Raw genomic sequence first — 20,483 nt, 5'->3', positions numbered from 1 at the left:
ACACGCCCGGCCCCCGCAGACCGGACGCCGCATCCGCTCGTGGCGTTGGGTGGACCGTGTGTGACGCCGGGCCGCGTCCTTCCCTGGGCGGGGACGTGGCCCGGCGTCGATCGGGGGCGCGCCGTCAGGCCGGGCACTTCTTCCATGCGAAGTGGTAGGTGGTCTGGACGCCGCCGTCGGCCGAGTCGAAGGCCATGAAGCTGGTCTGCGCCGCGTCCGAGGCCCCCTGGTACACCCGCAGCTCCGTGTTGATATTGAAGTTGCGGTCCTCGCCGCAGGGCTTGAACACGAGTTCGGTGACGGGCGTCCGGTCGGAGAACTGCCAGTTGTCCGAGTACGCGCCCTTGATCGTGTGGCTGACCGGCGTGGTCTGCGCCATGCCCTGGTGGTAGTAGTTGGCCTTCTCCATGCCGGTGGCACCGTCCGCGAGGTAGGCGAAGCCGCGGTAGTCGGCGCCGGCGATCGCGTACGTGAACCCCTGCGGGACGTGGACGCGCAGGTTGATCTGGCAGTTCTTGCGGAAGTCCGTCGGGTCGGAGTTCCCGCCCGCCTGGGCGAGGTAGTCGCTGTAGGTGACGGTGAACGCGGTGTTGTCGCTCGCCGTCGCCACCGCGGCGGTACCGGACTGGCATCCGGACCCGTTCACGGTGAGGACGTCGATGACGATCCTGTCGGGCGGAGGTGGGTCCGCGGGGGCGGCGGCGAACGCGGCCGGGGTCGCGGACAGCGGCAGCGCGGCAGCGGCGGCCAGGCACGCCGCCGAAACGGTCAGTCCTTTACGCATCGGTCGTTACTCCTTTGCTCTTTTGCTCGGGGCGTTTTCACCACGGGGGGCATTGCTGCCAGGCGAAGTGGTAGGTGGTCTTGATGGTGCCGTCCGTCGAGTCCATGGCGATGAAGCTGACGTTCGCCGGGTCGGAGGTGCCCCTGAGCACCCGCAGTTCGGTATTGATGTTGAAATTGCGTTCCTCGCCGCACGGCTTGTAGACGAGTTGCGCCACGTCGTTGGTGTCGGTGAACTGCCAGTTGTCGGCGTACTCGCCCTTCAGGGTGTGCGAGATCGCGGACGTCTGCGGCATGCCCTGGAAGTAGTAGCTCGCCTTCTCGACGGCGGTGGCCCCGGGCTCCAGCCACGCGAACCCGCGGTAGTCGGCGGACGCGATCGCGTAGGTGAACCCCTGCGGGACGTGCACCTTCATGTTGATCTGGCAGTTCTTCCGGAAGTCGGTCGGGCTCGAGGAACCGCCCGCCTGCGCCATGTACTCGCTGTAGGTGACGGTGAACGCCTCCTTGTCCTCCGACACGGCGACGGCGGCCGTCCCGGCCGGGCACCCGGACCCGTTGACGGTGGCGATCTCGATGGTGACCCCGTCCGGTCCGCGGCGGAGCGGGGCGGCGGACGCCGGCGCGGCGAGCCCGGCGGTCACGGCGATCCCGGCAATTGCGGCGGCAGCGGAAACGGCAATCCCTTTACGCATGCGATTCCTCCTCGCTGGAGCCTGCGCAAAGGGAGCGTAAACTTCGCAGCTCAGCGGGGTCAATCGCCGCTTTTCAACAGTTGAAGGCACTTCTGTCGGAGCGCGCCGGCACCGCGAACAGCAATATTGGAACGTCCATGAAAATTTCCTGTAAAAGGGAGCGTTCCATCAAGGTGCGCGGCAATTTCAAATGCGCTCTACAGAACATGTAGAAGCCCGGCCCGCAGCACGCGGACCGGGCTCGGCGCACGCCGGCCTCGGGCGGAGACGCCGCCGGTCAGGTGGAGTCGCGGAGGCGGGTGGCGAGGACGGCGGCCTGGCTGTGGTCGATGTCCTTCGTCGCGGTGAGGAGGGTGAGGGTGCCGTCGCCGGCGAGTTCCCGGAGCCGGCCGAGAGCGGCCGCGCGGCCGGGGTCGCGCAGCTCGGCGTCGTAGCGGTCGGTGAACTCGTCGAACTTGTCCACGTCGTGGCCGTACCACTTGCGCAGCTCGGTCGAGGGGGCGACGTCCTTCTCCCACTCGTCCAGGCGGGCCTTGTCCTTGGACAGCCCGCGCGGCCACACGCGGTCGACCAGCACCCGCTTGCCGTCGTCGGACGATGCGGGCTCGTACACCCTGCGCAGTTTGACCTCCATGCTTCCTCCCGCCTCCACCTATACCCCTCCCGCCGCCCTCACGCCGCCCCCACCCCGAACAAGTGCCCCAACCATCGACGTGGCAGACCGGCCCGGGGACGAACTCCTCCGCTCGCCTGCCGGCTCGGCGGCGGCCGCATGATGGAGACGCCGTCCGTGGACCGGCGGGCGGTTTCCAGCTCGCCGGGACGGTGTCGTCCGCGATGGATAGGTTGCGGTGATGACGAGCCGCGGGGACGAGGACGAAGGCGCCGGAGCCGCAGTTCGTGAAGAGGCACTGGGGCGACTTCACGAATTGCGGCTCCGGCGCTGGCGCATGGACCGCCCGCCGCTGGCCACTATCGACGAGGCCGCGGCCTTCATCGACGACGTGGGTCTCGCGCTCCTGTTCGGCGATGCCGGTGCGACGTTCCCCGCGCTGCGGGAGGCCGCCCGCGACGACGCGGCCCCGCGGCTCACGGCCGGCTGGGGCGCGGACCTCGACCGCATGTGGTCCTGGAAGGACGAACTGCCTGCGCTCGGCCGCGCCTGGGTGGGCCGTTTCGTGCTCGGACGCCAGTCACTGCTGTCTCCCCGTCTGCTCGCTCTTCTGCTCCCGTGCCCCGGGGAGCAGGACCCCGTCCCCGACCTGTCGGCCGCCGCGCGGAGAGTGCTGGACCGGATCGAGGCGGACGGCCCGACCTCGATGCGGATGATCCGCCAGGACTACGGTCTGAACTCCCGCGCCGCCCAGAAGGTGCTGGACGAACTCGGCCGCGCGCTGCTGGTGACCAACTACGGCACCGTCCAGGACGGCCCCGGCTGGCCCAGCTGCGTCGTCGAAGTCACCACCCGCGCGTTCCCGGACCTCGACCCGCGTCCCGTCGCGGAGCGGCGGGGGGATGCCGCACTGATGTTGCTGGACGCGATGGTGGAGGCCGATGTGCGGCAGCTCTCGCGGGCCTTCCGGTGGCCGCGCCGGGAGGCGAAGGACGTCCTGGAAGGCCTCACCGACACGGGCCGCGCGGAACCGGTCGCCGAAGGCCGCTACCGCCCCCTCCACCCGCCGCCCCACTAAGCCCCGCGCCCTCGAACCCCGCCCAACCGCTGCCCGGCCGCTATGTCGACGATCGAGCTGTCCGCGAAACGCACGGTGACCAGGCTGCTCTCTTCCAGAAGGACATTGGCGGTATGCACTCGGGCAGGGGTGGAGCGCCTGAGTGCACTATGCACAAACCCGGCTCGCGCACCGCCCGTCCTGGTAAGTCCCCCGAGCCCGCCTTCAGTTATCCCCGAGGCCATGTTCCGAGACTCTGCATCAAAGTCACAATGTCGCCAGGGGGATGTAAGTTCAGTGTCGATGAGTGACCCTCATGATCATTCGGGGAACAGGGGACGTCCATGTCGCGACTCTTGATGGTCGGCTGTGGCTGGATGGGACGGCCCTACCCGCAGCAGGCGCACGACCGGGGAATGCACGTCGCGGTACTGGACCGGGCGAACGATGCCCCCGACCTGCGTGACCAGGGCTATTCACTCACCGGAGAGGGCGAGGACGCATGGCAGGACGCTGCGGCGAAGGCCCTGGCGGACGGGCCCGTGGCCGTGGTCCTCGCCTTCTCGGAGCAGCGTGTGGTGACCGCAGCGAGACTTACCACCGAGTTGGGGCCGCCGGGCCCCGGGCTGCGCGCCGCGCTCACCTCCCGCAACAAGTATCTGCAGCGCGAACTTTTCGGACGACACAATCTTTCGCAGCCGGTGCATCAATTGCGCTACCAGCTGCAACATGTCCTTGAGTGGACCGGAAGACATTTCTCCGTAGTCACCAAGCCACGCTCTGAAATGGGCAGCGAGAGCGCCGAGACCGCCACGAACGAGATTCGGATAAGAGCCTGGTGTGAACGGCATTGGACGGTTGCGCCAGTGATCATCGATCAGATTGAGATCGCCTTTCAGAGCCTTACCGAGAAGGCGACCACCTCCGTCCACCGTTCTGCGTGGAGACCGCGCACCCGTTCCCTTTCGACGCCGCCATCGCGGTCGAGTGCGGCGAGCCCGCGCCCCGGCCGCCGCTCGCCAGCGGCACCAGCGGCTCCGTCTGCGCGTGGTTCCCTATCCCGGCGCCCGGCACGGTCACCGCGATCGACGGCGCCGACCGTGTCGCCGAGCTGCCGGGCGTCGCCGTCATGGAGGTGGACGTCGAGGTCGGCGGCACCGTGCCGCCGCTGCGCCCGTCCCGCGACCGGGTCGCCATGGTGATCGTCCGCGCCGAGGACCGCGACACGCTGGAGCAGTGGCTCCAGACCGTCCAGGACGAGCTGCGCCTCACCGTCCGTCCGACCGGGCGGGCCGGGCAGCGGGCCGGGCAGCGGGCCGGGCAGCAGGGCGCCGTCAGGCAGCGGGCTGTCGGGAAGGGGGCGCCGGGATGACGGAGGAGCCCGCGGAGGAGGAGGCCCCGACGGGAACCGGGGCGCGGGTGCCGTTGTGGCGGCTCAGCCCGGCGCAGCGGCTGCTCGAGGGCGGGGCGCTGCTGAACTCGCTCGCGTTCTTCGCGGCGATGCCGTTCGCGCCGCTGTACCTTTCCGAGCACACGAGCCTCGGCAAGCCCGCGGTCGGCGCGGTCGTCGGGGCGGTCGCGCTCACCGCCGCGTTCGGCGGGCTGCTCGGCGGGATGATCGTCGACCGGCTCGGCGCGATCCCGCTGATGCGGGCCGGGCTGGCCGGCTACGTCGCCGTGTACGGGCTGCTGGCCACGGTCCACGACGCCGCGGCGATCGTGCTGCTGTTCCTGCTGCTCGGCGGGGCGCGGCTGATGGTGGAACCGGGCGCGAAGAAGCTCCTGTCGCACGCGGCGGACGACGAGGGCCGCATGTTCCGCGTGCGGTACATGACGCTGTGCACGGGCGCCATCGCGGGTCCCGCGATCGGCGGCGCGCTCTACCACGTCAGCCCGCTGGCGTTCTTCGCGGTCCCCGCGTTCTTCTATGCCGCCTACCTGGTGCTGGTGCTCGCTCGGAACCGCGACCTGGTCGCGCTGCAGCCGCCGCGCGAGGCCGGGGCGGGCGCCGCGCCGTCCGCGCGGGAGTCGCTTGGCGCGACGCTGCGGGACCGGCGGCTCCTCGCCGTCGTCGCCGGCGGCATGGTGGTGTTCTTCGTCTTCTCCCAGCTGGAGTCGATGATCCCGCTGTACATGAAGGGCCAGTACGGCGACAGCACCGAGGGGTACTTCGCGGTCCTGTTCATCACCAACGCCGTCCTCGCCCTGGCCTTCCAGCTCCCGATCGACCGCGTCTCGGGCCGGCTCGGCCGCACCACCATGATCGTGGTCGGCGCGGCGAACTTCACGATCGCGTTCGCGTGCTTCTGGGGGAGCCCGTCCGGGCTGGTGTGGATGTACATCGGGATCACGTTCTGGACGATCGGCGAGGGCATCCTGCTGCCGATGCCGGACATGGCCGTCCACGAGATGGCGTCCGACGAGCACAAGGGCGCCTACTTCGGCCTGTCGGAGGTGCGGCAGCTCGGCTTCTTCCTCGGCCCGTTCGCCGGTGGGTTCCTGCTGGACGCCGGGACGACGCCGTACTTCCTCGTCATGGGGACGTTCATCTTCCTCTCCGTCCCGCTGCTGATGCGCCGGACCGCCGCCGCGCCGGAGGGTACCGGTGAACCCGCGGCGGAAGTGGCGGCCAATGGCTGAGACCTTCAAGCTCGGAGTGGTGCGGGACGCTGTGCGGCGTCCAGCACGAGGAGTTCGACCCGACGGGGATGACGGCGGTGTTCGCCGACGCCTTCAGCCGGCCTCACAGGCCCGCGGCGACCGCCCGGCCGCGCCCGGGCGGTTGCGGGCATGCCGGTCTCGCGGGGCGGGGTCACGGGCCGGGCCGGTCTTGTGGGACGGGGTCGTGGGGGGTTGTGGTTGTGCGGGCGAATTCGGCGGCGGCGGTGCGGCGGGCGAACTCGCCGGCGAGGGCGCGGCCGAGGACGTCGTCGTCGGGGCGGTGCCGTTCCAGGTAGGCGAGGGCCTCGGCGAGTTCGCCGGCGGTGAGGCGCCGGACCGGCTTGCCGGCCCAGCGCGGGAGCCGCGGCTCGGCGGGGCCGGCGGCGGACGCCGCGCGCGGTCCTGAGTTCACGTTCCTGGCCCTTTCATTTCCGGTGCCGGTCATGCGGCGGCGCGGCGGCGGGCACCGCATTCGCCGGCTCGAATAGGATCGCCGCGTGCATTGGTGGAGCCAGCAGGCGTGCGACGCGGCCGCGGAGGCGCAGGCCGCCGATCCCTCGCCGGGAAATCTCATGGCGGCCGCCCAGGTGCAGGCGCTCGTGTCGCTGGCGGAGGCACTGCACCGCATCGCGACGACGCTCGAAGAACGGGACGAGAATGACGGCGTCCCGTCGGGTGTCCGGACGAAGTAGCCTACCCCGCTGAAACGCTGCGCCAAGTCGAAATGGCGCAGCCGGGTGGCACCGAGCATCCACCCGGAACCGGGCGTCTGGTCGAAATAGTGGGTGTTTCCGCGAAAATACCGGTGCGCCCGCAAGGGGGCGCACCGGTATTTCCCGGGGTGTCAGACGTCGCTGAATGACTTGCGCTCCGTCCGGCCGGCGCCGCTCGCCGCGAGGCGGGAGGTCTTGGCGACGGGCGAGCGGGGCGGCGGCACCGTCTCCATGGGGTCGGGCTCGGGCGCCGGGGTGCGCTCCTCGGGCGCGGTCGGGCGGGGCTCGTCCCGGGGGCGGTCCCGGAGCCGCCGCGCGGCCTGCCGCAGGGCGCGCTCGCCGACGAGGCGGGTGAGCTCCAGGCCCCAGCAGTCCAGTTTGTCGGCGTCGGTGAGGTCGTCGCGGTGGCTGAGTTCGGCGGCGAGGCCGCCGAGCCGCTGCGCCTCCGACAGGTCGAACTCGCGCATCAGGTGGCAGCACAGTTCGGCGAGGGCCGCGTGGTCGCGCTCGAACGACAGGTCCGACAGGTCGTTGTGCGACAGCCTGCTCAGCGCGCGCTTGCGTTCGAGTTCGCCGTCGGCGATCCGGAGGATGCCGTTGAGGAGGGAGATGGGGCCGGCGCCCGCGGCCCTGCTCTGGGCGGGGGCGAACGACATCCGCAGGACGGCCGCGGACCCGATCCCGGCGGCGATCACCCGGACGGCCGTGAGGCTCGACGGGGGCGTGTCGGCGGGCAGCCCGAACGTCCAGCCGGCGGCGATCACCGCGATCAGCGCGACCAGGGACGCGCTGGCGTTGACGAAGACGAACAGCAGCCCGCCCGGCGACAGCAGCGCCGAGAGGGGCTTGTCGCGGTAGCGCGCGACGAGTTCGGCGAGGCCGATCGCGCCGCCGATCAGGGCGGCGAGGAGCATCTCGATGGTCATGACCTTCCTCTACGCGCTGCGGGCGGTCAGCCGGCCGAACGGGGACTCCTCGCGCCGGTCGCGCCGGGCGAGCAGGGTGGCGGGGCGCTGCCGGGCGGCCAGTTCGGTGCGCTCGACCTCCAGGAACACCAGCAGCCATTCCGCGGGGCCGGCGGCGAGTCCGGTGTGGGTGCGCAGCGCCTGCTCGCGGGCGCCGAGAAAGGCCAGCAGCCAGCCGGTGGGCCCGGCGGCTCCGGCGGCTCGAATTCGTGAATACATGCGGACGACCTTTTCGCAGGCGGCCGGGGAAATCGACGTCCGCCGGGTCAAGCTTTCGCGGCCGAGGAGGGTTGGTGCACCATTGCCGTTACGCCGGGAAAGTCCGGTCGGTGTCGCTGATCTCCACCCCATTGGGAGGTAATCCCGCACAGTTTGGAGGGGGCAGGGAATTTCTTTGCGAAGAATTCCGGTTCGGCGGCGGGACGTCCGCTCCCGGGAGATCTATTTCCGGTCGCTGGCGTCCCGTACGGCCCGGCTCGGGCCCGCGCCCGGCGGCCGGACGACACGCCGCGCGTCCGGTTCGCGACTGTCAGCCGGGTGACAATCCCGGCCCGTCGAAATTTTCCGTGCCCGTCTATCCCCGGACCGCCGCCGCGACCGACCCTGTGGACCATGAGCCGGAACAGCTCGTCCAGCGCCGCGGACTTCCCGCTCTCCGGGGTGCCGGCGGAGGTCGCGGACCCGATGCTCCCGCATCTGGAGGCGGCGGCGGTCGAGATGGTGCGGGAGATCCAGGGCCTCGTCCCGGAGTACGCGCGCCCGCCGGAGAGCCGCTACGGCCGGCGGATGCGGTGGGCCGTCGAGGAGAGCGTCCGGCAGTTCGTCGGCGCGATCGGCCGTCCCGACATGGACTGGGCGAAGGTCACCGGGATCTTCGAGGGCATCGGCGCGTACGAGGCGCGGCAGGGCCGGCGCCTGGACGGGCTGCAGACCGCGATCCGGGTGAGCGGGCAGGTCGCGTGCCGCCGGTTCATCAAGGACGCGCGCAGGCTCGACTGGTCGCTGGACACCCTCGGCCGGTTCACCGAGTCGCTGTTCGTGTTCCTGGAGCGCATCGCGGGCGCGGCCGGGCAGGGCTACGCGCGGGCGCAGGGCGAGATCGCGGGCGAGCGGGAGCGGTTCCGGCGGCGGCTGCGCGACCTGCTGGTGATGGAGCCGCCGGCGAGCGCGGAGGCGATCGGGGAGCTGGCCCGGTCGGCGGGCTGGCCGGTGCCGCGGACACTGGCCGCCGTCGCCGTCCGCCCCGGTCCCGGCGAGGCCGTCCCGGTGCTGCCGCCGATGTTCCTCGCCGACTGGGACGCACCCGAGCCGTACCTGATCTGCCCCGACCCGGACGGCCCGGGCCGCGACCGGATGCTGACCGCCATCAAGGGCACGCGGTCGGCGGCGATCGGCCCGACCGTCCCGCCGGCACGGGCGGCGCTGTCGCTGCGCTGGGCGCGGCAGGGTCTCGCGCTGGTCGAGCGCGGCGTGCTGCCGGGCAAGGAGCCGCTGCGCTGCCTGGACCATCTGCCGAGCCTCGTCGCCGCGCAGAGCGAGGAACTGCTGGACGTGGCGCTCGGCATCCGGCTCGCGCCGCTGATGAAGCTGCCGCCGCACCGCCGGGACGCGCTGTCGCGGACGATGCTGACCTACATGGAGTGCCGCGACAACGCGGTGGCGGCGGCGGAGCGGCTGCTGGTGCACGAGCAGACCGTCCGGTACCGGATCCGGCGGCTGGAGGAGGCGCTCGGCGGCGTGATGCTCGACCCGGACCGGCGGATCGAGCTGCTGCTGCTCCTGCACCATCTCGTCCGGCTCGACACCGGCGACCGGCGGCTGTCCCCGGCCGACTAGGACGAACACGGAGGACGAACGCGGAGGACGGTGGCGGCGGCCGGGGCGTCAGCCGTCACCACCGTCCGGACCGATGGGGGTCAGCCGGTCGGGCAGGTGCCCTCGTACGCGGCGATGTCGGTGTCGGGCCGGGGCTCCGGGCAGAGGAACGTGTCGTAGCGGACGTCATCGTCGACGAACCGCTTCATCCACGCGATCGTGTACTTCGCGATGGTCGTGTTGGGCGCGTTGAAGGTCAGGTGCCCGGCGTTCCGCAGCTCCAGGTACGCCTTCTCGGGGACGCCGGTGAGGCCCGTGTAGTACGAATGCGCCATCGAGTCGGCGGGGGCGATGAAGTCGTTGTCCGCGCCCATGATCAGGGTCGGGGTGCGGACACTCTTCCAGTCGTAGTTGAGGTCCCAGGGCGCGAGCGGCACGGCGGCCTGCAGCGAGGTCCGCTTCTTCTCGGCCTCCAGCGTCCCGCCGCCGCCCATGGAGTGGCCCATCACGGCGAGGCGGGAGGCGTCGATGCGGTCCTTCGCCCTGCTCTTGCCGGTCAGGTAGTCGAGCGCGGCCAGGAGCTGGTCGCCGCGGGCGGCCGGCTGGTCGAAGAGGCTGTTGGTCTCCAGCGTCATGACGACGAAGCCCTGGGACGCGAGGCGCGGCCCGTACCAGTCGATCACGGCCTGCGGGGAGACGAAGCCGGGCGAGACCGCGATGGCGCCGAAGGTGCCCTGGCTCCGGTCCGTCGGCGCGTAGATCGTGCCCTTGTTGAAGCCGGTTCCGCTGCCCGCCGGAACGTCGATCTTCTCGATGGCGAACGGACCCTTCTCCGCGGTGACGCTCGCCTCGGTCGGCGCGGGCCCGCGCTCGTAGGGGTTGGCGGCGAGCTGTGCGGCGGCGAGCTGTGCGGCGGTGTACTGGGGGGCGGCGAGCTGGACGGCGCCGGTCGGACGGGCCGGGGCGGCGGCGTGGGCGGCGGGCGCCAGGGCGGCGCCCGCGGCCAGGACCGCGGCCGCGGGGAGCACTCTGAACGCATGCGTCAGATGCCTGTTCATCGGGCGTACCCTTCACTAGCCGAACCGCGAACGGGGGGTGGTTCGCGGTTCCAGAAGTGTGGGACGCCCGGCGCGCGTTTACTTCTCACGCGGCGATGCGTTCACAGCCGGACTCTTGTCGGCAACTTACAAACACCCTGACAAACGGACGGAGGGGCCACTCCCCCCGAAGTGACCCCTCTCCCCCCGTTCCGCCGCGCCGGTCCCCGGGTGCGTTCACGGGTCCGGCCGCTCCCCCCGAAGCGGCTCGACCGGCCGTGCGGCGGATGTGAAGAACGTAGCGAGGGAGCCCCGGCCGGTCGAGGGTTCGGCACGCCGCATCGACGAGTGGACGACTGTGTGCGACGAACGGAACACGCTCCGCGTTCACCGGCTCCGGCGGCGGGGCGTGATGTAATCGGTTTCGGGAGGATTCGGTGATGGTGGGACGCGTGCGGCCGATCACGCTGGTGGGGACGCCCGTCCTGCACCGGCCGTGCCGGCCCGTCGAGGACTTCGACGCGACGCTGGCGGAGCTGGCCGACGACATGTTCGCCAGCATGTACGAGGCGGACGGTGTCGGCCTGGCCGCGAACCAGATCGGCGTCGACCTGCGCGTCTTCGTCTACGACTGCCCGGACGAGGACGGCGACCGGCACCGGGGCGTCGTCGTCAACCCGGTCCTGGAGCTGCCGACGCTGGAGAACCGGCGGCTGGACGACGACGAGGAGGGCTGTCTCTCCGTGCCGGGGCCTCATGCGCGGCTGGCACGTCCCGACCATGCGACCGTGCACGGCTTCGACGTCACCGGCGCGGAGGTCACGGTCGAGGGGACGGGGTTGCTCGCCCGCTGCCTCCAGCACGAGACAGACCACCTTGAGGGCAAGCTCTACATCGACCGGCTCTCGACCAGGGCGCGCAAGAAGGTCCTCAAGGAGTTCGAGGCCCTGCGCACGGAGAGCGCCGCAGGCTAGCGCCTAGCCAGCCCACACCGGGAGGTGGATCGCCGACGGGTGGTCCTCGTCGCGGAGGATCTCGAAGCGGGTGCGGTGGGACGCGACGGCCTGCCCGGCGGGTTCGCCGGTGCCGTGGTTGCGGGCGAACCTGGGGAACGCGCCGCCCGCCAGCATGACGCGCAGGCGGTGGCCGCGCAGGAAGCGGTACGCGGTCGGATGCATCTCGATCTCGGCCCGCACCACCCCCTCGGCCCGCACCACCCCCTCGGCACCGGCAACTCCGGTGCCGAGGCCTCCGGTGCCGAGACGCAGCATGCCGTCGGTGACGTTGCGGGAGACGCCGTCGCGGTCGACGTCGCAGAGCCGGACGAACAGGTCGCCCTGGCCCGTACTCGTCCGGACGTGGATCGTCGCCGAGACCGGTCCGATCAGGTCGAGGTCGCCGTCCAGGGGTGCGCCGGTCAGGACGGCGACGTCGCCGCGGCGTTCGATCGGTGTGTTGTCCCGCTGCCTGCCCTTGCCGGGTGAGAGGAGCGGTCCGCCCACGGTCGGTGTCGGGTCGAGTGGGTCGTAGGTGAACGTGGCCGGGTCGGCGTTGGGCGGCTCGTCCCAGAGCAGGCTTCGGCCCAGGTAGAGCGGCGTCGGCTTGGTTTCGGGCGGGGGCCACTGCTCGAAGTCCAGCCAGCGGTCGGCCTTCTGCAGATGGAGCCTCACCGGCGCCCGGCGTAGTTCGGCCTTGTCGCCGTTCAGGTGGGCGTTCAGCCAGGAGACCTGGTCGGAGACCATCGCGCGGAGGGCTTTCGTGTCGTGTCCCCATGGGCCGATGGTGATGCGCACCTGGCGTCCGGCGGCGTGGAGGGCGGCGAAGTCGCGCAGTTGGCCGCGCAGGAACAGGTCCCACCAGCCCGTCACCATCGTGGTCGGCGTGGTGGTGCCGGGAACGGCGGCGCTGTGGTCGGTGTCCGCCCAGAAGGGGTCGCCCGGCTCGGCGTGGGCGGTGACCTCACGAAGGAACGATTCGGGACGTCCGATGGCCGCCGTGTCCGCCTCGCCTACGGGAAGGTGACGCATCGCCTGCCGGACACGCCTGTTGTGGAGCGGGCGCCTCTTCTCGCCCTGCGTGCCCATCAGCGAGGACCACACGAGCGTGTTGTGAAGGGCGAGCGCACCACCGGGGTAGAAGGAGCTCACGAATTCGGACGCGGTGATGCCGAGGCCCATCGCCGCCAGGGGAGGGTCCGCGTAGGGTGCGAGCGCCCATTCGGTGAAGCCGAGGTAGCTCGCCCCCACCATGGCGACCTTGCCGTCACACCACGGCTGGCCACGGAGCCACTTGAGCGTCGCGAGACCGTCGTCCTTCTCGTTGTGGAAGGCGTGGAACTCGCCGCCGGAGCCGAGCACTCCGCGCACGTTCTGGATGACGACCTGGAAGCCGCGCCTTGCGAGGACCCCGGCGAACAGCCGCATGATGGGCTGCCGCTTGCCGTAGGGGGTGCGGATCAGCACGGCGGGCATCGGCCCTCCGCCGCGCGGACGGTACAGGTCGGCGATGAGCACGACCCCGTCCGACATGGGGACACGCAGGTCGCGCCTTATCCGGACGTCCGGTGCGGGCACCTCGGGGAGGCCGAAGAGACGGTCCACGAGTCGGTCGGCGAGCAGCCTCATCGTTACGAGCTTACGAGACGCTCGTATTCGTACAGGACGCCGGCGAACTCTCCCGTCGGCATCTCGCAGGCGTGGCCGGGCAGCCACAGGTGCTCCAGCCGGACGGTCTGCACATCGACCCGCACATGGCAGGCGTTCCCCGTGTGCTCCCAACCGGGACGTGCGGCACGGACGACTTCCAGGTGGTGCCGGTGGCTCTGCACATCATGAAGCAGGAACGCCGTGAGGACGTGACGCGGCCCGTACACGGCCTGGGTGAACGTGCTCGCGCTGGACGCCGCGGCCTCCAGGTCGATCCCCGAATCGGCCAGCTCTGGAAAGAACACCCGCACGTGCCGGACGACGCCCTCGATCTCGATCGGATGGCACGGCAGCCGCAGGACGGCGTCCGGGTCGATGTAGCCGTGCACCGGTACACCGGCGACGACACCCGACCACGCTCCCGGGACGCCGCTGATGAAGCGGGCCTGAGTCAGGGTGGTGCCCAGTTCCGCCATGAGGCGCTCCGGGTCGAGCCCCCGCGGCATGAACGTCTTGGTGCCGCCGCGCAGGCGCGTCCCGCTCTCGTCCAGCACGGCGAGGTCGGCCCAGCAGGCGCCGGAGCCGGTCTCCAGGACGCCGTGCGGGAGGCAGCCGTCCGGGTGGGGGGTGAGCCCGGCGATGTCCTCCAGCATGGCGCGCGGCGCCTGGATCAGGCCCCAGCCCTGCGTCCGGGTCGAGACGGAGCCGAGGGCGAGGGAGCTCGCCACCGGTTCGCCGTTGCGCGGCTCGCCGAGCACCCGCTCCAGGCCGCGTCGGCTCCGCAGGGCGCCGAGCTGCTGGAGGTACTCGTCCAGGCACTGGCGCAGGACGTCCGGGTCGAGGTCGCAGGACGCCCATCCGCCGACGTCCCGCACGTGGACGGTCGTGCCGTCGAAGTCGAGGCGGTGGTAGCGGTAGACCTCCTCCCAGGGCCCGGACGGCCCGCCGCCGTCCAGCCGCCCCTGGGCACGGGCGATCGCGGAGACGTCTTCGCCCAGGTCGTTGAGGAGAAAGTCGCGGAGCGGGGCGTGCAGTGGATCGGTCTCCACCGCCACCCGCCCGCCGTCGCTGCGGAACCGCACCGGAAGCGCCATGGCCATTCGCGTGATTATGCCGATAAGCGAAGATCATCACCGGTATGGCGGAATGTTCGTTCCGATCACTCCGGTGCGTCGGCCATGTACGGCGGCGCCGGCTCGTACTGGATGTAGTGGCGCACCGCCCGCGCGTGGTCGCGTCCGTGGATGCGTCCGACCAGCCAGAGCGCCATGTCGATGCCCGCGGACACCCCTTGGCTGGTGATGAGGTTGCCGTCCACGACGTAGCGGGCATCCCGTACGACGGTCACGTCACCGCGAGCCTCCAGGTCGTCCTCCGATGCCCAGTGGGTCGCGACCCTTCGTCCCTTGGCCGGGCCTGCGGCGTGCAGCAGGATCGAGCCGGTGCACACGCTCGTCACCCAATCGGCCTGTTCGGCCGTCTTCGCTATCCAGCCGGTGACGGACGGGTTGTGCGGCTGGGTCTCCCTTGCTCCACGTCCACCCGGGACTAGGAGGACGTCCAGCTTCGGGTGGTCGTCCAAGGTGTGGTCTGGCACGACCCTCAGCCCCTTGGCGCAGCGCACCGGCCCCGACTGCTCGGCGACCAGAAAAGCACTGTCGCCTTCGTCGCGAATCATCGCCGACGCTGTGAACACTTCCCAGGGGCCCACGAAGTCGAGTTCCTCCGCGGCCTCGAAAACCAGCAGCCCGTACGTGGTCATGCGTACTCCCTCGTTCCTCGGAATCGATCCCTGTAGTCGGACGGCGCGACGCCGACATGCCGGTGGAACGCCCTGCGCAACGTCTCGCCCGTCCCGAACCCCAGCCGCCGGGCCAGCGTCTCCACCGGCTCGTCGCCCTCCGCCAGCGCCCGCCGCGCCGCCTCGACCCGGACCCGCTCGACGTACGCGCCGGGCGCCACGCCCAGCTCGGCGGTGAACCTGCGCTGCAGGTGCCGCGCGCTGAGCCCTGACCGTCCGGCCAGGTCGGCGATGGTGTGCCGGGCACCCGGATCGGCCTGGACGGACGACACCGCCGCCCGGATCGGGTCGCTCGCGGGCTGTGCCGACCACAGCGGGACGCTGAACTGCGACTGGCTCCCCGGCCGCCGCAGGAACATCACCAGCTCGCGCGCCACCGCGTGGGCCGCGTCGCGGCCGTGGTCGTCCTCCACCATGGCGAGCGCCAGGTCCATCCCGGCCGTGACGCCGGCGGACGTCCACACGTGCCCCTCCCGGATGAAGATCGGGTCGCAGTCGACGTCCAGCCGCGGATACTCCGTCCTGAGCTGCCGCTCGCGGGTCCAGTGCGTGGTGACGCGGCGGCCGTCGAGCACCCCGGCCTCGGCGAGCAGCAGCGCCCCGCTGCACACGGACGCGACCCGCCGCGCGGTCGCCGCGACCGCCGCGATCCAGCCGACCAGCGCCGTGTCCCGCCGCGCCCGGTCCACGCCCGTGCCGCCGACGACGACCAGCGTGTCGACGCTCCGCTGGTCGACACGCGGGTCGACACGCGGGTCGACGTCGCGCGTGCCGAAGCCCGCGTGCACCGGCAAGCCGCTGGACGACCGCACGGGGCCCGCTTCCGGGGCGACGACCAGGCACTCGTACCGCCCGGTGTGCTGGAAGACCTCGTGGGGACCGGTCAGGTCGAGGACCTGGAACCCGTCAAAGACGAGGAACGCGACGCGCATGGCTCCAGGCTGGATCCGCACCCGTCATGGCGTCAACGACACGCACCCCACGGATCACGCCACCTTCTCGCACACGGTGTCGCTCGCCCGGCTCTCCCCGCGCTGCACGGGAATGCCGCCGGACGTCCGGATCCGGGTGAAGTCCGGGCCGATGACCAGTTCGACGACACCGGCCGGTGCCTTCGCCCGGGGTGCGGCCTTCGCGCCCGGCAGGAGTTCTGCGAGCGCCCGCGCCTGCGCGTCGGCGCCCGTCCCGTACCGGATGTGGGTGGCGCGCGTCCGGGAGCGGAGGTTGCCGACGCCGACGACCTGCCAGCCGCCGTCCCGGAGCTGCGCCGCGACCTGCGCGGCGCGCCCCTCCACGCCGGACGCGTTGTACACGCGCACCTTGCCCGGCTCCACGGCCGACGGCTTCTCCTGCGCGGGCACGACCACGTCCTTGCGGATCGCGTCGAAGAACTGGTCGGCCGCCGGGCGGGTCAGCGCCACCCGGTTCGGGTCCGGCGCGTAGGCGCCCGACGGCACCGTGACGAAGCGGAGCTTCCCGGCGTTCAAGTCGCGCATGCCCTGGGCGATCTTCAGCATCTCCGAGACGGTCAGCGCCTTGTCCGTCGTGAGCGACTCGGCCACCGCGCTGAGCAGCTCGTTCAGGCGTCCCGGATCGGTGAGGACGCCCTTGCCCATCGCCTCCTTGGCCAGCGCACCGAAGAAATGCTGCTGCCGCTTGATGCGCGCGGTATCGCTCTTGTCGCCGAACCCCTTACGGCTGCGGACGTACGCCAGAGCCTGCTCGCCCTTCAACCTGTGGCTGCCCCTGGCGAGGTTGAGGCCGGAGTCCTTGTCGTGGACGTCGCCCTTGACGCACACGGGGACGCCGCCGACCGCGGTGGCGATCCGCTTGAAGCCCACGAAATCAACCTGCACGAAGTGGTCGATGTGGATTCTTGTGACCTGCTCAAGGGTCTTGACCGTGCAGGCGGGGCCCGCATGGGCGATCGCCTGGTTCAGCATGGCGACGGCGACACCGGGCGCCTTCGTCCCGTCCCGGCGCGTGCACGCCGGTATCGGCACCATGAGGTCGCGCGGGAAGCTCACGGCCAGCGCCTGCCCGCCGCCCGGCGACAGGTGCAGCAGCACCATCGTGTCGGACGCGGGCGGCTTGTTCCGCAGGCTCTTCCCGTACTGCGCGTTGGCGCCCTCCCGCGTGTCGGACCCGATCACCAGGATGTTGCGGGCGCTGTTCAGCTTCTTCGGCCGGTTCCCGCCGATCAGCTTGTCCACGTCCTCGTGCTGGACCGCGTTCTGCAGTTTCCAGTAGTACCCGTACGCGGACAGGCTGCCCGTCACCATCACCGCCGCCGCGGCGACGGCGACCCAAGCCAGCAGCTTCATGAAGCCTCCCGGCGATGTATCTCCACTCCGCGCCGCCCGAGTTCACGGCCGGAGGGAATTAATGGGTTGACACCGCCCGGCGATCTATGGCTAACTCTTACGCATGGAGCTTTGATTCTTCCCTGGTTGAGCCGCCCCCCGGCACCGTCTTCGACGCTGTCGCGGGCTCGCTCCCATCCTCCTCACGGGCGCACTTCTCTTCACTCGCAGGTCGCGTGACCTGCGACGCCGTCGCGCGCCCACCTTTCCCTTTCGTCGGCCCTTTCGCGGCCGAATTCATGCCTGCCCGGAGGTGTTGCCTTCATGCGTGCCATTCACAACCCCGAGTCCGCCCCCTTCCCCAACTCCAAGAAGAAGGGGAAGCGGAAGAACTCCGACGCCAGGTCGGCCAATTTCGCGAACCAGCGCCGCAACGCCCGGCAGCTGCCCACCCGGCAGCTCAACCGGGGCCGCTGACCGGCGCGTCCCGGCCCCGCTCCCGCGTCCGCTCCCCGGCGGGCGCGGGCGGGGCCGGGAACTCCGCCCACACCACCGTCCGCGGCCCGTCCGTCCGGAACCCCCAGCGCGCCGCGAGCGCCGCCACGATCCGCATGCCGCGCCCCGTCTCCGCCCCCATCTCGGCCTTGACGTGCGGCCGGGCGCCGCCCGCCCCGTCGTCGGCGACCTCCAGCCGGTAGACCCCGTCCCCCTCGGTGAGGACGATCGTCACCCGTCCGCCCGACAGGCCCGACGCCGTGTGCGTGACCGCGTTCGCGACCGTCTCGCTCACCACCGTCACGAGGTCGTCGACGACGGGCGGGTCGTCCACGGCGGGCAGGCCGGCCGCCAGGTCCCGGACGAACGCCCGCGCGACCCCGACCGACCGCCGCACCCCCGGCAGCGTGACCTCACCGAGCACCGCGCGCCCCCGGGGCCGCCCCACGGCACCGCCTTCCCCGTGCCCCGCGGCCCCGCGGCCGAATCCACCCGCCGCCGGCTCGCCCGGCTCGCCCGGGATGGCGGTTCCCAGCGCGTCCTCGACACCCACGTGACGGCCCCCTCCACGTCCGGAAAGTCGCCCGTCATCTGGGCTGTACGGTTCCGCCCCCGCTGGCCGTTCATGCTGCCCCGGCCCGTTCACCACCTCCCGCGAATGCGTCTTCGAGCGGGGCGCCCGCCGCGTCCCCGCTTCCCGCTCGCCTGAGCCGTGCCGGGTTCATCCCCTCCATAGTGGGAGGATTCCGGGTGTATCCGGCGTTATCCCTCTTGATCGGCGGATAGGGAGTCATGAGCGAGGATCTCGGTTACGGGTGGCAGAGCGAGCTGCTGGATCTGCCCGCCTACCTGAAGCGGCTCGGGTACGACGGCGGTCTGGCGCCGACCGAGGCGACGCTGCGCGGGCTGCATCGGGCGCACGTCGCGGCCATCCCGTTCGAGAACCTGGAGATCATGCTCGGACGGCCGGTCGACCTGTCGCTGGACGCCGTCCAGGCGAAGCTGGTCGAGCGTCCGCGCGGCGGCTACTGCTTCGAGCACAACCGGCTGTTCGCGGCGGTGCTGGAGAAGCTCGGCTTCGACATCACGGCGCTGGTCGGACGGGTGATGATGGGCGCGGCACGCCTCCGGCCGACGACGCACGCGCTGCTGCACGTCCGTCCGCCGGAGCAGTCGCGGGACGAGCCCGGCTGGCTGTGCGACGTGGGGTTCGGCGCCGGGCCGATGGAACCGCTCCGGTTCGTGGACGGCGAGGAGGTCTTCCAGGACGGGTGGGGTTTCCGCCTCCAGCGCGGCCGCACCGTCACGACGTGGGATCCACCGACCGTCGGCTGGGAGATGCACCAGACCATGGAGGGCGGCGGCTGGGGCCTGCGGCACACGTTCGCGTTGAACGAGACGTTCCGCCTCGACTTCGACGTGCTCAACTACTACGTGTCGACCAATCCCCGGTCACCGTTCACGGCGCGTCCGTTCACGCAGAAGTTCACGCCCGACGCCCTCCACGTGCTGGACGGGACGACGCTGACCGTCACCCGGCCCGACGGCTCGGCCGAGACGCGCGTGCTCCGGCCACAGGACCTGCCCGAAGTCCTCGCCGAACACTTCGCGATCACCCTGGACAAGGACGACGCGTCCCGCCTCATCGCCTTCGTCCGCGAACGAGCCGTAAAGGGTTGAATCCCGCCCTCCGGGTATCGGCTCCCTTCAGGTCCGATGAGGAGGACGGAGACACGGCCGCTGGAGACGCGGCCGCCGGAGAGGAGGGCCTGATGAGCGCGGACGAACGCGACGCGGGCAAACGCGACGAGGACAAGCCGCTCGCCGACCGGCGCGCCGAGGCGGGCGCGCCGCAGGACACCGACGCGGACTTCGCCGACGAGCACACCCCGAGCCCGACGGACCCGCCGATCGCCGAGGCCGAGACCCCCGGCGGCGAGGACGACGGCTACAGCCCGCAGACCGAGGTCCCCTAAGGCTTGGCGGCGGGGGCTCGGCGGCAGGGGCTCGGCGGCGGGGCTCATTCCCTGTCGTCGTCGCGGTCGGAGCCGACCGTGACGCCGACGACGTCCGCCAGTTCGCTGAGGTGCGCGATGAGGTCCGGGATCGAGCCGGACCCCTCCAGCACCAGCGACACGACGGCATTGCCGGGGCGGCGCCGGTCGGGCGGCTCCCGCCGGTCGCGGCGCTCGTCCCGGCCCCGGTCGGAGTCGTCCGGCAGGTAGTCGCGGTCGACGTTGACGTCCAGGATCACGAATCCGCGCTGCGTGCACTCCATCAGCACCTGCCGCAGCGCGCCCCGTCCGTCCCGGTAGACGAGCCGCATCCGGGCGAGGCCCGCCGGGCGGAACCGGTGCAGCGGAAGCCGCCGCGTCAGGGCGTTCAGCCCGTAGACGACGAGGAAGTGCAGGGCCGTCACCGCGATCGCGAGGACCCACAGCCCGCCGCCCGCCGCCATGCCGACCGCCGCCGTCACCCAGACGACCGCCGCGGTCGTCAGCCCGCGCACCGCGTCCCGCCGGACGAAGATCAGCCCGCCACCGATGAACCCGATACCAGACACGATCTGCGCCGCCACCCGGGACGGGTCGAGCGACACGTTCCCCGGGACGTTCTCGAACCCGTATTTGCTGACCAGCATGAACAGCGCCGCGCCGACGCCGACGAGGGTGTGCGTGCGCAGCCCGGCGCTCTTGTTGCGCAGCCCCCGTTCCAGGCCGATCGCCGCCGACAGCACCATCGCCAGCAGCAGCTCACCTATCTCGACGAGCCCCTGGCCCGGCGACAGCTCGATCACCTTTTGTCCCTACCCGCCCGCCGTATCCCACAAGCCCGCCCCGCACCCGGCTGACCGCGCATCCGCAACCGCGCACGGGCGGGCCGCCCCGGTTCACTCCGGG

23 protein-coding genes are annotated in these 20,483 nt (G+C 71.5%); 9 read left to right on the top strand and 14 right to left on the bottom strand.

Annotated elements, in window-relative coordinates; translation table 11 throughout:
- Positions 1-124 precede the first annotated feature (124 nt).
- From ABZ806_RS39920 to ABZ806_RS39910, 3 genes are all read right to left on the bottom strand, one after another.
- Entirely contained in the window at positions 125-784 is a 660-nt protein-coding gene (locus ABZ806_RS39920) for a DUF4360 domain-containing protein (protein WP_500223810.1), read from the bottom strand.
- Between the two features lie 37 nt (positions 785-821).
- Positions 822-1,478, bottom strand: coding sequence for a DUF4360 domain-containing protein (locus tag ABZ806_RS39915; RefSeq protein ID WP_500223809.1), 657 nt, complete (start codon positions 1,476-1,478; stop codon positions 822-824).
- Positions 1,479-1,755: 277 nt separating this feature from the next.
- Positions 1,756-2,112 carry a DUF488 domain-containing protein gene (locus ABZ806_RS39910; protein WP_500223808.1) on the bottom strand — a complete coding sequence of 119 codons (357 nt, stop codon included), beginning with the start codon at positions 2,110-2,112 and terminating at the stop codon, positions 1,756-1,758.
- Between the two features lie 220 nt (positions 2,113-2,332).
- On the opposite strand from ABZ806_RS39910, the gene ABZ806_RS39905 reads away from it, so the two are divergent.
- The 3 genes from ABZ806_RS39905 to ABZ806_RS39895 all read left to right on the top strand — a co-directional run bounded on the left by ABZ806_RS39905 (position 2,333) and on the right by ABZ806_RS39895 (position 5,788).
- Positions 2,333-3,169, top strand: coding sequence for an AlkZ-related protein (locus ABZ806_RS39905; RefSeq protein ID WP_500223807.1), 837 nt, complete (start codon positions 2,333-2,335; stop codon positions 3,167-3,169).
- A 919-nt stretch (positions 3,170-4,088) separates the two neighbouring features.
- Positions 4,089-4,520: a hypothetical protein gene (locus ABZ806_RS39900; protein ID WP_500223805.1), complete on the top strand. Its 432-nt coding sequence runs from the start codon at positions 4,089-4,091 to the stop codon at positions 4,518-4,520.
- The gene (locus ABZ806_RS39895; protein WP_500223804.1) at positions 4,517-5,788 is read left to right on the top strand and encodes an MFS transporter; all 1,272 of its coding nucleotides are present in this window, start codon (positions 4,517-4,519) and stop codon (positions 5,786-5,788) included. The genes ABZ806_RS39900 and ABZ806_RS39895 overlap by 4 nt, the downstream gene beginning before the upstream one ends.
- Positions 5,789-5,960: 172 nt before the next feature.
- Here ABZ806_RS39895 and ABZ806_RS39890 read toward each other — a convergent pair whose 3' ends face one another.
- Positions 5,961-6,221, bottom strand: coding sequence for a hypothetical protein (locus tag ABZ806_RS39890; protein ID WP_500223802.1), 261 nt, complete (start codon positions 6,219-6,221; stop codon positions 5,961-5,963).
- A gap of 85 nt (positions 6,222-6,306) precedes the next feature.
- On the opposite strand from ABZ806_RS39890, the gene ABZ806_RS39885 reads away from it, so the two are divergent.
- Entirely contained in the window at positions 6,307-6,501 is a 195-nt protein-coding gene (locus ABZ806_RS39885) for a hypothetical protein (protein ID WP_500223801.1), read from the top strand.
- A gap of 152 nt (positions 6,502-6,653) precedes the next feature.
- Here the strand turns inward: ABZ806_RS39885 and ABZ806_RS39880 are convergent, their stop codons facing one another.
- On the bottom strand, positions 6,654-7,448 hold the full coding sequence (locus tag ABZ806_RS39880) for a hypothetical protein (RefSeq protein ID WP_500223800.1): 795 nt from the start codon (positions 7,446-7,448) through the stop codon (positions 6,654-6,656).
- A gap of 9 nt (positions 7,449-7,457) precedes the next feature.
- Positions 7,458-7,706, bottom strand: a complete 249-nt coding sequence (locus ABZ806_RS39875) for a hypothetical protein (RefSeq protein ID WP_500223798.1) — start codon at positions 7,704-7,706, stop codon at positions 7,458-7,460.
- A 393-nt stretch (positions 7,707-8,099) separates the two neighbouring features.
- On the opposite strand from ABZ806_RS39875, the gene ABZ806_RS39870 reads away from it, so the two are divergent.
- Positions 8,100-9,323: a PucR-like N-terminal domain-containing protein gene (locus ABZ806_RS39870; protein ID WP_500223797.1), complete on the top strand. Its 1,224-nt coding sequence runs from the start codon at positions 8,100-8,102 to the stop codon at positions 9,321-9,323.
- An 80-nt stretch (positions 9,324-9,403) separates the two neighbouring features.
- Here ABZ806_RS39870 and ABZ806_RS39865 read toward each other — a convergent pair whose 3' ends face one another.
- A complete protein-coding gene (locus tag ABZ806_RS39865) occupies positions 9,404-10,360 on the bottom strand; it encodes an alpha/beta hydrolase family protein (protein WP_500223795.1) in 957 nt (318 codons plus the stop codon).
- Between the two features lie 419 nt (positions 10,361-10,779).
- Here ABZ806_RS39865 and def point away from each other — a divergent pair, with 419 nt between their 5' ends.
- Positions 10,780-11,313 carry a peptide deformylase gene (def, locus tag ABZ806_RS39860; RefSeq protein ID WP_500223794.1) on the top strand — a complete coding sequence of 178 codons (534 nt, stop codon included), beginning with the start codon at positions 10,780-10,782 and terminating at the stop codon, positions 11,311-11,313.
- Between the two features lie 3 nt (positions 11,314-11,316).
- On the opposite strand, the gene ABZ806_RS39855 is transcribed toward def, so the two are convergent.
- Genes ABZ806_RS39855 through ABZ806_RS39835 form a run of 5 tightly spaced genes read right to left on the bottom strand, consistent with a single transcriptional unit; the run spans position 11,317 to position 17,109 of the window.
- A complete protein-coding gene (locus ABZ806_RS39855) occupies positions 11,317-12,963 on the bottom strand; it encodes a CocE/NonD family hydrolase (RefSeq protein WP_500223792.1) in 1,647 nt (548 codons plus the stop codon).
- A gap of 2 nt (positions 12,964-12,965) precedes the next feature.
- Positions 12,966-14,084, bottom strand: coding sequence for a hypothetical protein (locus ABZ806_RS39850; RefSeq protein ID WP_500223790.1), 1,119 nt, complete (start codon positions 14,082-14,084; stop codon positions 12,966-12,968).
- Between the two features lie 59 nt (positions 14,085-14,143).
- Positions 14,144-14,746: a DJ-1/PfpI family protein gene (locus tag ABZ806_RS39845; protein WP_500223788.1), complete on the bottom strand. Its 603-nt coding sequence runs from the start codon at positions 14,744-14,746 to the stop codon at positions 14,144-14,146.
- Positions 14,743-15,717: a GlxA family transcriptional regulator gene (locus tag ABZ806_RS39840; protein ID WP_500223786.1), complete on the bottom strand. Its 975-nt coding sequence runs from the start codon at positions 15,715-15,717 to the stop codon at positions 14,743-14,745. The genes ABZ806_RS39845 and ABZ806_RS39840 overlap by 4 nt, the downstream gene beginning before the upstream one ends.
- Positions 15,718-15,771: 54 nt before the next feature.
- Positions 15,772-17,109, bottom strand: coding sequence for an LCP family protein (locus ABZ806_RS39835; RefSeq protein ID WP_500223785.1), 1,338 nt, complete (start codon positions 17,107-17,109; stop codon positions 15,772-15,774).
- 303 nt (positions 17,110-17,412) lie between these two features.
- On the opposite strand from ABZ806_RS39835, the gene ABZ806_RS39830 reads away from it, so the two are divergent.
- Positions 17,413-17,565 carry a hypothetical protein gene (locus ABZ806_RS39830; protein WP_500223784.1) on the top strand — a complete coding sequence of 51 codons (153 nt, stop codon included), beginning with the start codon at positions 17,413-17,415 and terminating at the stop codon, positions 17,563-17,565.
- Here the strand turns inward: ABZ806_RS39830 and ABZ806_RS39825 are convergent.
- Positions 17,549-18,136 (bottom strand): ATP-binding protein, encoded by a 588-nt coding sequence (locus tag ABZ806_RS39825; RefSeq protein WP_500223783.1) that lies wholly within the window; start codon positions 18,134-18,136, stop codon positions 17,549-17,551. The two genes, ABZ806_RS39830 and ABZ806_RS39825, sit on opposite strands and share 17 nt — an antisense overlap.
- 239 nt (positions 18,137-18,375) lie before the next feature.
- On the opposite strand from ABZ806_RS39825, the gene ABZ806_RS39820 reads away from it, so the two are divergent.
- Together ABZ806_RS39820 and ABZ806_RS39815 are read left to right on the top strand one after the other, a co-directional pair.
- A complete protein-coding gene (locus ABZ806_RS39820) occupies positions 18,376-19,263 on the top strand; it encodes an arylamine N-acetyltransferase family protein (RefSeq protein ID WP_500223782.1) in 888 nt (295 codons plus the stop codon).
- Positions 19,264-19,355: 92 nt separating this feature from the next.
- Complete coding sequence (locus tag ABZ806_RS39815) at positions 19,356-19,559, top strand: hypothetical protein (protein ID WP_500223781.1); 204 nt, start codon at positions 19,356-19,358, stop codon at positions 19,557-19,559.
- A 44-nt stretch (positions 19,560-19,603) separates the two neighbouring features.
- Here the strand turns inward: ABZ806_RS39815 and ABZ806_RS39810 are convergent, their stop codons facing one another.
- The gene (locus ABZ806_RS39810; protein WP_500223780.1) at positions 19,604-20,380 is read right to left on the bottom strand and encodes an MgtC/SapB family protein; all 777 of its coding nucleotides are present in this window, start codon (positions 20,378-20,380) and stop codon (positions 19,604-19,606) included.
- Between the last annotated feature and the right edge of the window lie 103 nt (positions 20,381-20,483).

The organism is Spirillospora sp. NPDC047418 (assembly GCF_040643275.1).
In the GTDB taxonomy this organism is placed as follows: Bacteria; Actinomycetota; Actinomycetes; order Streptosporangiales; family Streptosporangiaceae; genus Spirillospora.
This window is presented reverse-complemented; position numbering and strand designations above follow the sequence as displayed.

Bases quoted from the DNA above. Each gene is read 5' to 3' on its own strand.
- ABZ806_RS39820 (WP_500223782.1), top strand. From the start codon at position 18,376: ATGAGCGAGGATCTCGGTTACGGGTGGCAGAGCGAGCTGCTGGATCTG.
- ABZ806_RS39875 (WP_500223798.1), bottom strand. From the start codon at position 7,706: ATGTATTCACGAATTCGAGCCGCCGGAGCCGCCGGGCCCACCGGCTGG.
- ABZ806_RS39855 (WP_500223792.1), bottom strand. From the start codon at position 12,963: ATGAGGCTGCTCGCCGACCGACTCGTGGACCGTCTCTTCGGCCTCCCC.
- ABZ806_RS39920 (WP_500223810.1), bottom strand. From the start codon at position 784: ATGCGTAAAGGACTGACCGTTTCGGCGGCGTGCCTGGCCGCCGCTGCC.
- ABZ806_RS39910 (WP_500223808.1), bottom strand. From the start codon at position 2,112: ATGGAGGTCAAACTGCGCAGGGTGTACGAGCCCGCATCGTCCGACGAC.
- def (WP_500223794.1), top strand. From the start codon at position 10,780: ATGGTGGGACGCGTGCGGCCGATCACGCTGGTGGGGACGCCCGTCCTG.
- ABZ806_RS39850 (WP_500223790.1), bottom strand. From the start codon at position 14,084: ATGGCCATGGCGCTTCCGGTGCGGTTCCGCAGCGACGGCGGGCGGGTG.
- ABZ806_RS39865 (WP_500223795.1), bottom strand. From the start codon at position 10,360: ATGAACAGGCATCTGACGCATGCGTTCAGAGTGCTCCCCGCGGCCGCG.
- ABZ806_RS39880 (WP_500223800.1), bottom strand. From the start codon at position 7,448: ATGACCATCGAGATGCTCCTCGCCGCCCTGATCGGCGGCGCGATCGGC.
- ABZ806_RS39905 (WP_500223807.1), top strand. From the start codon at position 2,333: ATGACGAGCCGCGGGGACGAGGACGAAGGCGCCGGAGCCGCAGTTCGT.
- ABZ806_RS39870 (WP_500223797.1), top strand. From the start codon at position 8,100: ATGAGCCGGAACAGCTCGTCCAGCGCCGCGGACTTCCCGCTCTCCGGG.
- ABZ806_RS39895 (WP_500223804.1), top strand. From the start codon at position 4,517: ATGACGGAGGAGCCCGCGGAGGAGGAGGCCCCGACGGGAACCGGGGCG.
- ABZ806_RS39815 (WP_500223781.1), top strand. From the start codon at position 19,356: ATGAGCGCGGACGAACGCGACGCGGGCAAACGCGACGAGGACAAGCCG.
- ABZ806_RS39915 (WP_500223809.1), bottom strand. From the start codon at position 1,478: ATGCGTAAAGGGATTGCCGTTTCCGCTGCCGCCGCAATTGCCGGGATC.
- ABZ806_RS39840 (WP_500223786.1), bottom strand. From the start codon at position 15,717: ATGCGCGTCGCGTTCCTCGTCTTTGACGGGTTCCAGGTCCTCGACCTG.
- ABZ806_RS39830 (WP_500223784.1), top strand. From the start codon at position 17,413: ATGCGTGCCATTCACAACCCCGAGTCCGCCCCCTTCCCCAACTCCAAG.
- ABZ806_RS39835 (WP_500223785.1), bottom strand. From the start codon at position 17,109: ATGAAGCTGCTGGCTTGGGTCGCCGTCGCCGCGGCGGCGGTGATGGTG.
- ABZ806_RS39845 (WP_500223788.1), bottom strand. From the start codon at position 14,746: ATGACCACGTACGGGCTGCTGGTTTTCGAGGCCGCGGAGGAACTCGAC.